General features: G+C 61.3%; 14 protein-coding genes. 6 read left to right on the top strand and 8 right to left on the bottom strand.

The genetic code is table 11. The features are described from left to right. Window positions 1-246: 246 nt before the first annotated feature. Complete coding sequence (locus AC2EBU_RS10705; RefSeq protein WP_484610407.1) at window positions 247-2,643, top strand: penicillin-binding protein 1A; 2,397 nt, start codon at window positions 247-249, stop codon at window positions 2,641-2,643. Window positions 2,644-2,647: 4 nt separating this feature from the next. On the opposite strand, the gene cyaY is transcribed toward AC2EBU_RS10705, so the two are convergent. Continuing rightward, window positions 2,648-2,977, bottom strand: a complete 330-nt coding sequence (cyaY, locus tag AC2EBU_RS10700) for an iron donor protein CyaY (RefSeq protein WP_484610406.1) — start codon at window positions 2,975-2,977, stop codon at window positions 2,648-2,650. Between the two features lie 12 nt (window positions 2,978-2,989). On the opposite strand from cyaY, the gene lptM reads away from it, so the two are divergent. Then, on the top strand, window positions 2,990-3,181 hold the full coding sequence (gene lptM / locus AC2EBU_RS10695) for an LPS translocon maturation chaperone LptM (protein WP_484610405.1): 192 nt from the start codon (window positions 2,990-2,992) through the stop codon (window positions 3,179-3,181). Further along, complete coding sequence (gene lysA / locus AC2EBU_RS10690; RefSeq protein ID WP_484610404.1) at window positions 3,178-4,452, top strand: diaminopimelate decarboxylase; 1,275 nt, start codon at window positions 3,178-3,180, stop codon at window positions 4,450-4,452. Before lptM ends, lysA begins: the two co-directional genes overlap by 4 nt. A gap of 45 nt (window positions 4,453-4,497) precedes the next feature. On the opposite strand, the gene AC2EBU_RS10685 is transcribed toward lysA, so the two are convergent. The 5 genes from AC2EBU_RS10685 to AC2EBU_RS10665 all read right to left on the bottom strand — a co-directional run bounded on the left by AC2EBU_RS10685 (window position 4,498) and on the right by AC2EBU_RS10665 (window position 10,500). Beyond that, window positions 4,498-5,106, bottom strand: coding sequence for a protein-methionine-sulfoxide reductase heme-binding subunit MsrQ (locus AC2EBU_RS10685; RefSeq protein ID WP_484610403.1), 609 nt, complete (start codon window positions 5,104-5,106; stop codon window positions 4,498-4,500). 4 nt (window positions 5,107-5,110) lie between these two features. Then, window positions 5,111-6,106, bottom strand: coding sequence for a protein-methionine-sulfoxide reductase catalytic subunit MsrP (gene msrP / locus AC2EBU_RS10680; protein WP_484610402.1), 996 nt, complete (start codon window positions 6,104-6,106; stop codon window positions 5,111-5,113). A 113-nt stretch (window positions 6,107-6,219) separates the two neighbouring features. Continuing rightward, on the bottom strand, window positions 6,220-7,551 hold the full coding sequence (ccsB, locus tag AC2EBU_RS10675; RefSeq protein ID WP_484610401.1) for a c-type cytochrome biogenesis protein CcsB: 1,332 nt from the start codon (window positions 7,549-7,551) through the stop codon (window positions 6,220-6,222). Then, window positions 7,548-9,689: a cytochrome c biogenesis protein ResB gene (locus tag AC2EBU_RS10670; RefSeq protein WP_484610400.1), complete on the bottom strand. Its 2,142-nt coding sequence runs from the start codon at window positions 9,687-9,689 to the stop codon at window positions 7,548-7,550. The genes ccsB and AC2EBU_RS10670 overlap by 4 nt, the downstream gene beginning before the upstream one ends. Before the next feature lie 190 nt (window positions 9,690-9,879). Next, window positions 9,880-10,500 (bottom strand): c-type cytochrome, encoded by a 621-nt coding sequence (locus AC2EBU_RS10665; protein ID WP_484610399.1) that lies wholly within the window; start codon window positions 10,498-10,500, stop codon window positions 9,880-9,882. Between the two features lie 164 nt (window positions 10,501-10,664). Between AC2EBU_RS10665 and yihA the strand changes: the two genes are divergently transcribed. Continuing rightward, window positions 10,665-11,381: a ribosome biogenesis GTP-binding protein YihA/YsxC gene (yihA, locus tag AC2EBU_RS10660; RefSeq protein WP_484610398.1), complete on the top strand. Its 717-nt coding sequence runs from the start codon at window positions 10,665-10,667 to the stop codon at window positions 11,379-11,381. 56 nt (window positions 11,382-11,437) lie between these two features. On the opposite strand, the gene AC2EBU_RS10655 is transcribed toward yihA, so the two are convergent. Together AC2EBU_RS10655 and AC2EBU_RS10650 are read right to left on the bottom strand one after the other, a co-directional pair. Continuing rightward, complete coding sequence (locus AC2EBU_RS10655) at window positions 11,438-12,280, bottom strand: LpxL/LpxP family acyltransferase (protein ID WP_484610580.1); 843 nt, start codon at window positions 12,278-12,280, stop codon at window positions 11,438-11,440. A 23-nt stretch (window positions 12,281-12,303) separates the two neighbouring features. Next, the gene (locus tag AC2EBU_RS10650) at window positions 12,304-13,134 is read right to left on the bottom strand and encodes a lysophospholipid acyltransferase family protein (protein WP_484610397.1); all 831 of its coding nucleotides are present in this window, start codon (window positions 13,132-13,134) and stop codon (window positions 12,304-12,306) included. A 133-nt stretch (window positions 13,135-13,267) separates the two neighbouring features. On the opposite strand from AC2EBU_RS10650, the gene metK reads away from it, so the two are divergent. Both metK and AC2EBU_RS10640 read left to right on the top strand, forming a co-directional pair. Further along, window positions 13,268-14,452 carry a methionine adenosyltransferase gene (gene metK, locus AC2EBU_RS10645; protein WP_484610396.1) on the top strand — a complete coding sequence of 395 codons (1,185 nt, stop codon included), beginning with the start codon at window positions 13,268-13,270 and terminating at the stop codon, window positions 14,450-14,452. A gap of 132 nt (window positions 14,453-14,584) precedes the next feature. Next, window positions 14,585-15,679 (top strand): class I SAM-dependent methyltransferase, encoded by a 1,095-nt coding sequence (locus AC2EBU_RS10640; RefSeq protein ID WP_484610395.1) that lies wholly within the window; start codon window positions 14,585-14,587, stop codon window positions 15,677-15,679. The last annotated feature ends 44 nt before the right edge of the window (window positions 15,680-15,723 follow it).

The following is a 15,723-nucleotide window of genomic DNA, read 5'->3' as shown; positions in this document are numbered from 1 at the left end:
GCCTTGCAAGGGCCGGAAAACTTAAGATTTCACTTGAATGCTAGCAGTAAGATCATTGTCCGGCAAAGATATTTTTCGTTTTGTGCTGCAATTTCCGTTGCCAAAATCCGACGAAGCAAGCGTGTTTGTAACAGGCAGCCGAGATTTTGATCGCTGCGGTGACCACTCAGCGAGGCCGCTGCCGGACTCGAAGAGCAGCTTGGAGTTGCCTTCCTATAATGGCCTGCATTCGTCCACAAGCCCCTCATGCCCCCAGGTTCAGACCATCCCCCCCCTTCCAGTGACGCAGCTCCTGGTCGGTGGGACAACCGACCGAAACGGCACTGGGCGAGTCGGTTGATCATCGGTTCGGTGGTGGCGGTCTCTGGCTTCGGGCTCTCGATTGTGCTGCTGATTGCGGTCGCTTTGGCGGTGGCATATCCCAACCTGCCCGACGTCTCTGATCTGACCGACTACCGGCCCAAACTGCCATTGCGGGTCTTTACGGCCGACGGGGTTCTGATCGGGGAGTTCGGAGAGGAGCGTCGGCACCTGACTCCCATCGCTTCGATGCCTGCCGTCATGAAGAACGCCGTTCTGGCAATTGAAGACGCTCGCTTCTATCAGCACCACGGCGTGGATTACATCGGCGTCCTGCGAGCAGGTCTAGCAAATCTCGGTCGTTTAAAGAGTCAAGGGGCATCGACCATCACGATGCAGGTTGCGCGAAATGTGTATCTCAGTTCCGAAAAGACTTACACACGCAAGATCTACGAACTCCTCCTGACCTTCAAACTGGAACATCTCCTTACCAAGGATCAGATCCTCGAGATCTACATGAACCAGATTTTTCTGGGCAATCGCTCCTACGGTTTTGCCGCAGCGTCAGAAACCTACTTCGGCAAACCGCTGCAATTCGTTACCGTGGCCGAAGCCGCCATGCTTGCGGGGCTCCCGAAGGCTCCTTCCGCCTACAACCCCATCAGCAACCCGAAACGCGCCCGCGTGCGTCAACAGCACATCATTGATCGGATGCTGGAAAACGGATTCATCACCGCGGAGCAGGCCAAGGCAGCCAAAGCAGAGACCTTGAAGATCCGCAGCAGCAGCGACCCCGCGCGCTTGCACGCAGAATTTGTCGCCGAAAACGTTCGGCAACTGGTCTTCAGCCAGTATGGCGAGGAGACTTACACACGCGGCCTGAACGTCCACACCTCGTTAAGGTCGATCGAGCAAGAAGCGGCGTACCGCGCCTTGCGCAAGGGCATCATGGACTATGAACGCCGGCAGGTCTTTCGCGGGCCGGAAGGGTTTGTCGAGTTGCCGGCAGATCCCAAGGAATGGGATGATGCGGTCGACGACGCACTGGCGGAGCATCCTGACAATGGCGACGTGATTGCGGCCGTTGTCGTTGAAGCGAGCGCGAAGCAGGTCATTGTGCTGAGGCCGAGCGGGGACCGAATAGAGATTACTGGCGCAGGGCTGCGACCTGCGCAGTCCGGCCTGTCGGACAAGGCAGCTCCGGCGGTTCGTATACGAAGAGGTTCCATCATTCGGATCATGACCCTCGCGGACGGTACATGGTCCATCACCCAGTTGCCCGAAGTGGAAGGCGCTCTGGTGGCACTGGATCCCCGGACCGGCGCCATTCGCGCCCTGGTCGGCGGCTTTGACTATGCCAAGAACAAGTTCAACCACGTGACCCAGGCCTGGCGCCAGCCAGGATCCGCCTTCAAACCCTTCATCTATTCGGCGGCTCTGGAAAAGGGTTTCACGCCGTCTACGGTGGTCAATGACGAACCGCTATTCTTCGACGCCGGGGTCACCGGCGGGCAACCATGGGAACCCAAGAACTATGACGGCAAGTTCGAAGGACCGATGCCGTTGCACATCGCCCTGGCAAAGTCAAAAAATATGGTGTCCATACGGGTCTTGCAGTCCGTGGGAGCACAGAATGCTCAGGACTGGATCACCCGCTTCGGTTTCGACGCCGAGCGGCATCCTCCCTATCTCACCATGGCTCTAGGCGCAGGCTCGGTCACAGTCATGCAAATGGCCACGGGGTACGCCGTTTTTGCCAACGGTGGCTTTCGGGTCAACCCGTGGCTCATCAGCCGCATCAGCGACCAGAAAGGGCGGGTGCTCTTCGAGGGAACCCCGCCGAAACTCGACGATAACCAGCGCGCCATTGAGGCGCGAAACGCCTTCGTAATGAACCGTCTGTTGCAGGAGGTGACACGTTCCGGCACGGCAGCCCGGGCACAGGGCACACTCAAACGTGCCGACCTCTACGGCAAAACCGGGACGACCAATGATTCCATCGACAACTGGTTCGCCGGATTTCAGCCGAGCATCGTATCGGTGGTATGGATCGGTTATGACAATCCCCGTTCGCTCGGCGAAAGCGAAACAGGAGGGCGACTGAGTTTGCCTGTTTGGATCAACTTCATGGAAACGGCGCTCAAAGGAGTACCGGTCATGGAGCCCGGCGTTCCTGAGGGCCTCGTGAGCGCCGGGGGCGAGTGGGTTTTCGATGAGCTCGCAGGCGGCGGCGTTCGCCAGATTGCGCCTCAAGCTACCGTGGCACCGGAGCCCAAAGAGCCCGCGAAGACCCCTTCCGGTGCCGACGAGCGCAACCGGATTCTGGATCTCTTCCGAAATTGACCGGTCAGACCGTGAAACGCAGAGGGGCGCCTGACTGGTTTTCGGCTTCGCGCGAGAGGATCGCGAAAAACTCGCCCTGACCTTTGCTGTCCTGCCAACAACCGTCAACCCAACGGAAGTGATACCCCCCCGACAGGGCAGCAAGCCAGACCTCCTGCAATGGCTTCTGAAGGTTGACCACAATCTGGCTGCGATTGGAAAAAGTCAGGGTGACCATGCCACCAACCCGCTGGTTGTCCACGTCGACATCCGATGTGTCATTGATACGGTCGCATGCCCTCTCCACTTGCGCCAGCAATTCCTCGGCACGATCCAGATATTCCAGGTCGGTCATTACAATCCATCCATGTCCCAGCGAGCTTGCATTCTATTCAGCATGGGCATCCTCGGCGCCGCTACGGTTGTTTTGTCGGGATGCGGGCAAAAAGGCCCGTTATTCCTTCCGACTGAGGCCGCCAGCAGCCAGCGCGCCACGCTCCCCCAGTTGATTGTTCCGCTTCCGGCGGCCTCTTCATCCACCGCCCCTCCGTCCCGATGACGACTCCAGCACTGCCCGGTTCTCCTTTCCTCTCTCAGATCGGTTCCGAATTGTTACTGGAGGCGACTCCTCTTCAAGCCATCGCCACGGATTTCGGGACTCCGGTTTTTGCGTACTCCAAGAGCGCCATGCTGGCAGCGTTGGCCGCCTATCAACGCGCGTTTGTTGATCGCGACGCTCTGATCTGCTACGCAATGAAGGCCAATTCCTCCTTGGCTATCCTGCAACTGTTCGCCAAGGCAGGGTGTGGTTTCGATATCGTCTCGGTGGGCGAGTTGCGCCGTGCATTGGTTGCTGGCGCAAGACCGGAGCGCATCGTCTTTTCCGGTGTCGGCAAAACCCGCGAGGAAATTCGCACAGCCTTGCAAGCGGGAGTCGGTTGCTTCAATGTGGAGAGTGAAGCTGAACTGACCGTCCTCAATGACGTAGCCCTTCAATGCAGCCAGCGCGCGCCGGTCAGCATCCGCGTCAATCCCAACGTTGACGCAAAAACCCATCCCTATATTTCCACCGGTCTGAAAGGCAACAAGTTCGGAGTTGCCCACGATCGCAGCCTGCAAGCCTACCTTCAGGCGTCCAGATTACCTGGTCTGCGGGTTATCGGCATTGATTGCCATATCGGCTCGCAGATCACGGAAATGGACCCCTACCTGGATGCCATGGACCGCGTGCTGGACCTGGTCGCTGCCGTCGAGGCGACTGGCATCCGGTTGGAACACATCGATTTCGGCGGTGGTCTGGGCATCAACTACAACGGTGATACCCCCCCGCAAGCCGACGTCTTGTGGGCACGACTGTTGCAGCGCCTGGATGAACGCGGCTATGGGAACCGAAGAATTCTCATTGAGCCCGGGCGTTCTTTGGTTGGCAACGCCGGGGTCTGCCTCACGGAAGTGCTCTATCTGAAACCCGGGGAGCACAAGAATTTTTGTATTGTCGATGCCGCCATGAACGACCTGCCCCGTCCGGCGATGTATCAGGCCTTCCACCAGATCCTGCCCGTCACCGCACGCTCTGGCGAAGCCACCCGGATGGACGTGGTCGGTCCGGTTTGCGAAAGTGGCGACTGGATCGGTCGCGATCGCGATCTTTCCGTTCAGGCCGGTGACGTTCTTGCCGTGCTGTCGGCCGGCGCTTACTGCATGAGCATGGCGAGCAATTACAACAGCCGTCCGCGCGCGGCGGAAGTACTGGTGGATGGCCAGGACGTGAAGCTCATTCGCGCACGCGAAACCATCGACGACCTGATGCGCACGGAAAAACTGCTTTGATCTCTTTTTGATAGCGAAAGAGCACTGAAATACGCTGGGTATCGGCTACTTTCTCTTGAAACGCACCGCCCGCCATCCCAGCAGAGTCCCCAGCACCAACCCATAAACTGCCACCTCGGCAAAGTCCTGTTTTCCTGACCGCATCCAGAAAAAATGCAGCAAGGCGAGGCCGGCGATGCCGTAAACCGCCCGATGCAGGCGCTGCCACCGCATGGCCCCCAGCAACCGGACGGCCGAGGTGGTTGAGGTCCCGGCCAGTACCGCCAGCAGTGTGAAGGCAAGCATTCCGACCGCAATGAAAGGCCGTTTGACCAGATCGGCGCCCACTGCCGCCCAAACGAACTCCATGTCGAACATCAGGTAGCTCAATGCATGGATCAGTGCGTAGAAGGCGGTGAACAATCCCACCATGCGCCGGTAACGCGCCAGCGCATGCCAACCGGACAGAACCCGCGCGGGCGTCACCGCCAAAGTCAGGCAAAGCATCCGCAGGGTCCAGTCGCCGCTTGAACGGATCAGTGCCTCTGCCGGATTGGGCCCGAGCCGGTCCATCGTCACGCAGAACACCAGATACACGAACGGAAGCAGCAGCAGTGCCGCCAGAGCCGGTTTGCCGTACGGATGGCTGATCAGGGCGGCGGGACGCACAGACACCAGGTCAGTAGTACTTTTTCAGGTCCAACCCGGCATACATCTGGCCCACCTGGGGTTCGTAGCCGTTGAACATCAATGTCTTGCGTCGTTTCGCAAACAGTCCACCCTCGCCAATCCGACGCTCCGTGGCCTGACTCCAGCGGGGATGGTCGACCAGCGGGTTGACATTGCCGTAGAAGCCGTATTCCTGCGGCGCCAGCCGCACCCAGCTCGTAACGGGTTCATGCTCGACGAAACGGATCCGAATCAGGCTTTTGCCGCTTTTGTAGCCGTATTTCCAGGGCACAACCAGCCGAACCGGTGCGCCGTTCTGGTTGGGCAGAACCTCGCCGTACATTCCGAACACCAGCATCGCCAACGGATTCATCGCTTCGTCAAGCCGCAAGGCCTCCCGGTACGGGAACTCCAATGCACCCGGACGAAGGCCGGGCATGACCGATCGGTCCGATTGGCTGACAAACTCGACAAACCGGGCACTGCCCAGGGGTTCGACCCGGCGAATCAGCTCCTGAAGGCTGTAACCAATCCAGGGGATCACCATGGACCAGCCCTCGACACAGCGCAGGCGGTAAATGCGTTCCTCCAGCGGAGCCATTTTGAGCAAATCGTCCACTCCGAAGCGGCCGGGTTTGCGCACCAGTCCTTCCACATCAACCGCCCATGGCGACGTTCGCATCGAGACTGCGCCGCGGGCTGGATCGCTCTTGTCCGGACCGAATTCGTAAAAGTTGTTGTAGGACGTCGCGTCCTGGATGCTGGTGGGCGGCTCCAGCACCGTCGCGCCGGCAAGACTGGAGAGTGGCGCAGCAAGGCCAGCCCTCAACCCGGGGCGTGCCATCTGCGCCCGAGCGTCCCGCGCGGCCCATCCGGCCAGGATCGCGCCGGCACTTCCAGCCGCCATGGCGGTCAGCAAGGTGCGCCGACTGCGATAAGTCGACTGGGGGGTTATGTCACTGGGCACCTTGTGACTGTAGCCTCGGTCACGGGGGGTAATCGCCATGGTGTTCTCCTGACTTGTCTGGTTCGGTCGGTCGAACCTCCCGCTTCTTACACCACGGGCCCTCCGATGCCTCAGGCGGTGTTTCGCCCCGGCGCAGGGTCAGAAGGGCTGGTTCAAAGCGTACCGTAGCTATGCAGACCGCTGAGGAACATGTTGACACCCAGGAAGGCGAACGTGGTCACCGCCAGCCCGACCAAAGCCCACCAGGCGGCCACCGTACCTCGCAGGCCTTTCATCAGTCGCATGTGCAACCAGGCGGCGTAATTGAGCCAGACGATCAGTGCCCAGGTCTCCTTGGGATCCCAGCTCCAGTAGCCGCCCCAGGCTTCGGCCGCCCACAAAGCACCGAGCACTGTGGCGATCGTGAAAAAGGCAAAGCCGACCGCAATTGCCTTGTACATCACATCGTCAAGGATCTCGAAACTCGGCAGCTTTGCCGCAATCAGTCGTCGGGCCGCCAGAATTCCTCCGACGATCAGCGCCGATACGCCGAAATACACCGCCCAGAAATTGCTCATTCCACCGCCTGCGCCACCGGGCTGCTGGCGGAAAACGATGGGTTCAAGGCAAAGCACCATCCCCAGCAACCACAGGGGCAAGAGCCGGTACCAGCGCGTCTCTTCGGCCTGCTTCTTGATCAGATACGCGAACGCGACCATCGCTGCGATCGCAAAGGTTCCGTAGCCGACGAAATTGGCCGGAACATGGATCTTCATCCACCAGCTCTTGAGTGCAGGCACCAAGGGTTGGATCTCGTGTGCTTCTCGGACCAGCGTGTACCAGAGCAGGAAGCCCACGGCGGCGCTGACAATGAGCATCACAAATGCCCCAAGCGCGCGGGTGCGGTACTGCGATTCATAGTAGAGGTAGAACGCCGCCGTCATCCAGCAGAACATGATGAACACCTCATAAAGGTTGCTCACCGGGATATGGCCAATGTCCGGGCCGATCTGGTGGCTTTCGTACCATCGAACCATGGTACCGATCAGGGCCAAGGCCACAGCGGCCCAGGCAAGCTTGGAGCCCAGACCTTCCATGGCTTCGCCGTTATGTCGCGAAAAAATCCCGATCCAGTAAAACACCGTACTCATGCAGAACAACAGGCTCATCCAGAGGATGGCCGACTGACTCGACAGAAAGTACTTCAGCCAGAAAACAGTTTCAGCCCGCTGCAGGTCCCCCCCATAGCTGACGATCGCCAGCAGACTGAACCCCGCGACCACCAGACTCAACCGCTGCAACGGGCGCCAGAACCAGCCCAGCCAGATTGCCGCAGGCGCGGTACACAGCAGGATGACCTTCTCATAGCCATCCATAGCCAGCTGATAACGCGAAAAGGCGAAGGCGGTGCCCAACAGCACCAAAACGGCAAACAGCCAGTCGAACCAGTTCCTCCGGGCAAAGAAGCCAGGGGTCAGCGTCATCGTCGTGGTAGCAGTATTCATGGGTTTTCGGTTCGCAGTGAATCCATCAGCAAGCGCTGGCTCAATTGGTCGAACTCGCGATCGCCATCCATTGTCTTGCGATTGCTCGACAGCGCCATGGTCGCCCGCGTTCCTGTGCCATCGGTTGAGGGCGCAAGCCATACCCACAGGCGCCGCTCACGCACGTAGAGCATCGCAAAAATACCCAGGATCAGCAAGGCACACCCCAGATAGACAATGGTCTTTCCCGGCGCGCGGGCCACCTGGAAAACGCTGGCCTGCACCTGGGTGAAGTCTTTCAGCAGAAAAGCCATGGGCGCCGGGTACAACTGCGCATCCCCCAGCGACAAGACCGCCTGGGTCATGAACTGTTGCGTGAACGCTCCGCCGTCCAGGGGTTTAACGCCCGCCTTTTCGCGCGCGACGGTATCGAGCTCGAACAATGCCCCATTGAGAATGCGCACCAGCACTTCGCCGGCTCGGGCACGCTCAGCCTCCGGCACATTGGCATCCATGAACTCGACCACGGCCTGCAGCCCGCTGGTGGGCTTGCCATCTTTGCCCTCCACGCCGGCAAACAGGTCCAAAGCCTTGCGCGCCGATCCTTTGAGGGCTTCGACCATGTCCGGTCGTGCCGGGTCCACCGCCCTCGCCGCATAACGCTGCACGGCCAACTCACGCATCGGACGGTCCTGCAATGCCTGCCGCAAGCGCACAAAGCCGTCCATCGCACCCGCTTCGTCCGCAGGCACGCGCAGGTAACGCAGCGGCTCGGACGGTTTGTCGCGGACACCCAGGAGAAACACCGGTGTGCCCTCGCCCATGTCGACGGGCAGCATGTAATTGTGAAACTCACGCGCCTGACCGGAGGAATCCCGCAATTTGTAAGACACACTGGGGCCCACATTGCGCAGTTCTTTGCGGGTGACGGTCTTGTTTCCCGACCCCAGGCGCTGTTCCAGCGAAGCCCTCAAGTCCACACTGCGAACATCGGCGCCTCCGGTTGCCGTCAATGCCTTATCCCCGAAATTTTCCACGTTGATCACGCGAAGACCCGAGAACTCCAAGGTCAGCTGTTCGGCCGCAGCGCCCGGCCCCCGCACCAGTTGGGTGCTGTTGCCTATGACCCCTTCGACTTCGAAAGGCACCGTCGCCTGCGCCATCGGATAGGCCTTGAGCTTCACCCGCGAGCCCCCGTCGTCGAAACTGGACTGGTAAATTTCGATGCCCTTGAAGCTTGCCGGCTTGTTGACCTCTACGCGGGCCTCGCGCTTTTCCCCCGTTGCCTTGTCGTGAATGACGATGTCACTGGCGAACAATTTGGGCATCCCCGTCGAGTAGTACTCGACGATGAACTTCTTGAGCTCGATCGCGAAGGGGAGATCCTGCAGCAGAATCCCACCGGACTGGCTCAAAATGGCCGTCGAGGCCACCGTACCTTCGGCCACCAACAGGTTGCCCCGGAATGTCGGGTTGGATGCGGCCAGACGGTGTTGGGCTGGCACCTCGGAGATCAAGCCACCGCCACGGTACAACTCCTTGCCATTGAACCAGGTTTGCGCACGCACGATCAGGTCACCATCAAGCAAGCCACCCAGACAGATCAGCACGATGGCGCTGTGCGCGGCGATATAACCGATCTTGTTGGCGGCGCCAGCCTTGGCAGCAACCATCCAGCCATTTTCACGACGCTGCAGGCGCACCTTCCAGCCCCCGCCGGCGAGCATCTGCCCGATACGGTGCGCTTCCTGCTCCGGAACAGACGGCAGCGCGGCCTCGGCGCGGTGATGAAACGCCTGGAGGCTTTGCTCCCGGATATGTTCCTTATAGGCTTTGAGGTCCGCCAGAATCTTCGGGGTATTGCGCGCAATGCACAGTGACGTGCTGATTACCAGAAAGGCCAGGATGAGCAGAAACCACCACGCGCTGTAGATCGCATAGAGGTCCAGCGCGCCAAAAACCTGTGCCCAGAATGGGCCGAACTGATTGATGTAATTGTTGACTGGCTCATTTTGCTTGAGCACCGTCCCGATCACTGACGCAATACAGATGATCGTCAGCAATGCGATCGCAAACCGCATGGAAGACAGCAGTTCAACGGCCGCCGACCAGGCCCGTGAGGGAGTCTGGTCGACGTCGCGATCGGTGATTTCAGACATTCAAATCAATCGAAAGAGGCAGGAAAAAAGGCGGACCCGTTCAACAGGCCCGCCCTTGACGGAAGTCTGCACCACGCCGCCACTCACTGTCGGCCCAGCACTTCAGAAGCCCGGGACACCGCGAATATTAACGTCAGCTTATTTACCCGGGCACAGCGGGGACATTACCGCTGCGCAACAGCGCCGCCGATCACCGAAGTCCGGCGATGTAGTCGGAGACCGCCTTGATTTCCCGGTCGTTCATTTTTGCCGCCACATCGCGCATTTGGGCGTTGTTGGCCCGCACGCCATCGCGGAATGCCACCAGCTGGGCTGCGGTGTAGTCGGCATGTTGTCCTTTGAGACGCGGGTACTGTGCCGGAATACCGGCACCATTGGGGCTATGGCAGCCGGCACAGGCCGCGATCTGGCGGTCAGCGATACCCCCGCGATAAATGCGCTCGCCCAACGTGACCAGCTTTTTGTCTTTGGCAGCGCCATCCTTGGCCTTCTTGGAGGCCAGCCAGAATGCAATGTTCCTCATGTCTTCGTCCGACAGCGCCGAAGCGAACCCCTTCATGATGGCGTTGTCGCGCTTGCCGCTCTTGAATTCCTGCAATTGCTTGACCAGATATTCGGGGTGTTGCTGCGCCAGACTGGGGTTGGCCGGCGTAGTGGAGTTGCCGTCGGCACCGTGGCAGGCCGCGCAAACGGCAAAACTGGCCTCACCCTTGACCAGATCGGGCTTGGCTGGCTGGGCCGCCTTGTTGTCGGCGGCCAGGGCCGCAGTGGAAAACAGGGCAAGCAGCAGGAACGAGGCAAACGGCTTCATGGCTTAATTCGCTGAAAAGTGGGTTGGCGCAAAACCCTGTGATTCTACAATGCCGCCTTGCGCCTGGAGTCTCAGGCGCCCTCCACGGCCACTACATGTCCCCACACACCCCGCAACCGGCGCAACCGGCTGCTCTTGCCCTTCCGGAGTTTTCCGGAGCTGACATGGTCACCGCCAAGGTCGCGCTCGGCTGGATGCACACAGCCCGCTTTCTGACAACGGCGGCGCAGTTGCACCATCTGCCCGCGCTCGACGTTCCTGAAATTGCCTTTGTCGGCCGCTCCAATGCCGGCAAGTCAACCTGTATCAATACGCTGACGCAGCAAAAACAGCTGGCCTTCGCGTCGAAGAAGCCGGGCCGCACCCAGCACATCAACCTGTTCAGCCTGGGCAAACAGGGTGTGCAGGACGCCGTGCTCGCCGATCTGCCGGGTTACGGTTATGCGGCTGTCCCCAAAGACGACAAGATCCGCTGGCAGCGTGTCATGGCGAATTACCTGGTCACGCGCGAGAATCTCACTGGCGTGGTCATGTTGTGCGACCCCCGGCATGGTCTGACCGAACTGGATGACATCCTGCTGGACGTCATCCGTCCCCGGGTTGAACAAGGCCTGAAGTTTCTGGTCCTGCTGACCAAAGCCGACAAACTGACCCGGGCCGAAGGCGCCAAAGCCTTGTCGATTGCCCGGCTGCAGGCTGGTGGAGGCGAAACCCGTCTTTTTTCCGCGCTCAAACGCCAGGGCGTCGAGGAGGTTGCGCAGTTGCTGTGGCACTGGAGTCATCCACCCGACCGCCCGGTAAGCGGCGATGCTGTGCCCGGAGCGCCCGCCGTGGACTCTGATGTGGGCGAAATACCGGCGTCGATACCACAAAGACCATAGCAACAAACGACCGTTTTGCGCTGGGTATTGGCACATTCGGCCATAAATCAAGCGAATCAGGCGTACACCGAGGCCTGGCCTGCCGGACGGGTCTTGAATCGGCGGTGGGTCCAGAGGTATTGGGTCACGTTGTCGACGATCAGGCCTTCGAGCAAGCGGTTCATTCGCGCGGTATCGGCGACGGCATCCGCGGTCGGGAAATCCGGCCAAGCCTCGCTCACGGACACCGTGTAGCCCTGCGGTGTCAAACGCGTCGTGACCGTCTGCACCGACGCGCGTGCCACGCGGGCAAACCGCGACAGCGACGTTGTTGTGGCCGTCGGAACCCCGAAGTACGGTACGAATTCGGACACCAGCGGCCCGTAGTCCAGGTCCGGGAGCAGGTACAGGGCGGCGCCGTCGCCCAGCGCCCGGGCGATCTGGCGTACCCCTTCGGTGCGAGGAAACTGCATCGGCGCACCAAAGCGCTGGCGGCCGGATTCCAGCCAGGCATCCAGAGCCGGCTTGTACTGGCGCATGTAAATCGTGGCAAAAGGCCGGTCAAAGTGCAGGTTCAGGGCCGCCCAGCCCGCATCGAGCCCGACAAAATGGGGGGCGAACAACACCTGCGGTTGCGCCGCACGCAGCGAGTGAATGGAGCCCTCCAGCTGCAATCGCTGGCGGACGGTGGCCTCCTGGCCATGCCATAGCCAGCTGCGATCAAGCCAGGCCTGACAGAACACCACAAAATGACGGCGGGCACAGTGTTCGCGCTGCGCAGCACTCCATTGCGGAAAACACAGGCCAAGGTTGATCAGCGTCACCCGCCGCCGGGACCGGGCCAGCCGATACAGAAGCTGTCCCAGGCACCAGCCCAGCGCCCGGATCACGGGCAGCGGCAGGGGTGCGATCAGCCGCATGAAAGCAATGCCGGGGTGCACCTTCAGTCCTCCTTGCGGGGTTGCTTGTAGCGCGCGTAACCCCACAGGTATTGCTGTGGACACTCCCGGATCAGCCGCTCCATTTCGGCATTGATCTGCTCCACGGCCGCGTCCAGTTCGGGAGACAGCGGACGACTCATTTCGCGAAAGTGCAGGCGATAACCCCGCCCCCAGGGCAGCCGCTCACCCCAGACCAGGAGCGCTGTCGCGCCGGTCTGCAGCGCCAGCCGTGCGGCGAGGGTCATGGTGTACGCCGGCCGCCCGAAAAAAGGCGCCCATTGCCCCATGCCCTGCGGCGGCACCTGATCGGGCAGCAGTCCGACCGCCTGACCGACTCGCAGTGCCTTGATCATCTGCCGCACACCGGCCAACGTGGTCGGAGCTGTCACAAGACCGGGCCGCTGGCGCGAGCCCTCCACAATGGCGGCCAGCCAGGCTTGCCGCGCTGGCCGGTACAACACCGTGATGGGCCCGTGCGCCGCGCTGTATCGTTGCGCCAGCCCCTGGGCGGTAACCTCAAAACAGCCCAGGTGGGGCGTCAGAAAAACCACCCCTTTGCCACGGGCGTAGGCCGCATCCACGGCCGCCAGCCCCTCCCATTCGAACCGGACCGGCCCCCCAAGCCACAAACGCGGCAATTCACTGGACATCCGCCCGGCATGGCCGACCGCCGCATGCACCTGGACAAAGCCATAACCCGCCTGCGCCGCATTGGCGAGAAAGCGGGCCCGGTAGCTGGGCGAAAGCAGAAACGACAGCCAGCCCAGCACCACGCCGAGGCCGTGCAGCACCACCAGCGGACAGTGTGAAAACAGGCGAAACAGTGAGGACATCGGCCACTTGGTAAAATCAACCCGTCGCCGAGTTAACTGAGCAACTTGCAGGGCGACGGTAAACAGTACTGCTAAAGCGTTCGCCAGGCATTCCGCAGGGCAACGCGCCATGCAAACAACGGAGTGTATTCAAATGGCGAACGACTTTCTTTTCACATCCGAATCCGTCTCGGAAGGGCACCCCGACAAGGTGGCCGACCAGGTTTCCGACGCAATCCTGGATGCCATCTTCACCCAGGACCCGCGCTCGCGCGTCGCCGCAGAGACGCTGACCAACACCGGGCTGGTGGTGCTGGCCGGCGAGATCACCACGAACGCCCACGTGGACTACATCCAGGTCGCGCGCGACACCATCAAGCGCATCGGCTACGACAACACCGAATACGGCATCGACTACAAGGGCTGCGCCGTCATGGTCTGCTACGACAAGCAGTCCAACGACATCGCCCAGGGCGTGGACCACGCCTCCGACGACCACCTGAACACCGGCGCCGGCGACCAGGGCCTGATGTTCGGCTATGCCTGCGACGAAACCCCCGAGCTGATGCCCGCGCCGATCTACTACGCGCACCGCCTGGTCGAGCGCCAGAGCCAGCTGCGCAAGGACGGCCGCCTGCCCTTCCTGCGCCCGGACGCCAAGAGCCAGGTGACGATGCGCTATGTGGACGGCAAGCCCCACAGCATCGACACCGTGGTGCTGTCCACCCAGCACAGCCCCGACCAGAGCGAAACCCAGACGAAGATGAAGGACAGCTTCATCGAAGCGGTCATCGAGGAAATCATCAAGCCGGTGCTGCCCAAGGAGTGGCTGCAGGACACCAAGTACCTGGTCAACCCCACGGGCCGCTTCGTCATCGGCGGGCCGCAGGGGGATTGCGGTCTCACGGGCCGCAAGATCATCGTCGACACCTACGGCGGTGCCTGCCCGCACGGCGGTGGCGCTTTCAGCGGCAAGGACCCGACCAAGGTGGACCGCTCGGCCGCCTACGCCGGCCGCTACGTGGCCAAGAACATCGTCGCCGCCGGCCTGGCGCGCCAGTGCCAGATCCAGGTGGCCTACGCCATCGGTGTGGCGCATCCGATGAACGTGACGGTCTACACCGAAGGCACCGGCGTGATTCCGGACGAGCGCATCGCCGAGATCGTGCGCGAGGTGTTCGACTTGCGTCCAAAAGGCATCATCCAGATGCTGGACCTGCTGCGCCCGATCTACGAGAAAACCGCAGCCTACGGCCACTTCGGCCGCGAAGAGCCGGAATTCACCTGGGAACAGACCGACAAGGTTGCGGTCCTGCGGGATCTGGCCGGGTTGAAATAAAGGCACTCGCCCCGCGCGCCGCACGGGGGTTCTCGAATTCCCGCGCAATCCAGGGACTTGCCGCAACGCGCGGGCGGCGGGCGTGCAACGGGTACATAGTGCTGTGGAATCACGACGTACTGAGCTACCGACATGTCCGCCGCCATAACCACCTGCCAGACATCTTGCCCGATCTGCGGAGATCGCCATGCCATGGTCGTCGCCGAGCGCGACGGCAAAACCGGCCAAGCGTTGCGAACCGTCCAATGCTGCACTTGTGGCACCGGCCGCATCGACCCGTTGCCCACACCTGCGCAACTGCATGCCTGGTACACCCACCATTACCGTCAGGACTACAAGCAGGCCGTCCGCCCGGCGCTGCGGCATGTGCTGCGCGCCGGGCGCAACGCCCTGGATCGTTGGCAATGGCTGCAGGAAGCGACGGAGAAGCTGGGGGAGCCGTTGCCGCCAGCGGCTTGCACTCTGGATATTGGCGCCTCAAGCGGCGAATTCGTCTTCCTCATGCGCCAACGGGGTTTCAACGCGACCGGCATAGAGCCGCATGCCGGGTACGCCGCCCACGCTCGCGAAAGCCTGGGATTGTCGGTGGAAAACGGTTCTTTGCACGACCGCCTGCCGCAGGCCGCCGACGGACAGTTTGGTCTGGTTACGATGTTCCATGTGTTCGAACATCTGGTTGACCCGCTGAAAACCTTGCAATTGATACGGCGCAAAGTATCACACGACGGCTACCTGCTGATCGAAGTTCCCAACGCCAACCGATTTTGTGCGCCCTCGTACATGTTCTTTCGGGCTCACACCTTATATTTCACAGCTCACAGCCTGCGCCAGGCCCTGCAAACGGCAGGCTGGAAGATCGTTGCGCAGAACCCCGCCAACAGCGACAACCTGCTGATATTGGCGCAGCCGGCACCGGAGGCGACAACGGCCGCGACCTGGTGGAACGACGGCACCCTGCTGGCTGCGCAACAACGCCGCACCTGGCCCGCCTACCTGGCGGATCAGGTGCTCAATGGCCGATGGTGGTTCAAGCTGGCCCGCCAGCAACAGGAGCGACATACTGCCGCCCGGTTCTCTGCCCCCGACGCCCTGCTGGATGCCCTGTATGCACCGGGCAGTGCCCTGGCCCAGCCGCCCCACACGGAGCCTCACCGCTATCGGCTGGGCTTGGCCGGAACCGGCGGCTTGGGCGCAGCACTGGGGCTGTACAGCGCAATCGACTGCTAAGGGCGCTTGCCGCAGTATCCGCGCGGGCAGCGCGGAGTGCGCGG

The organism is Curvibacter sp. T50 (genome assembly GCF_057219955.1).
The sequence above is the reverse complement of the archived record's forward strand: the minus strand, read 5'-3'. Positions and strand labels throughout refer to the sequence as shown.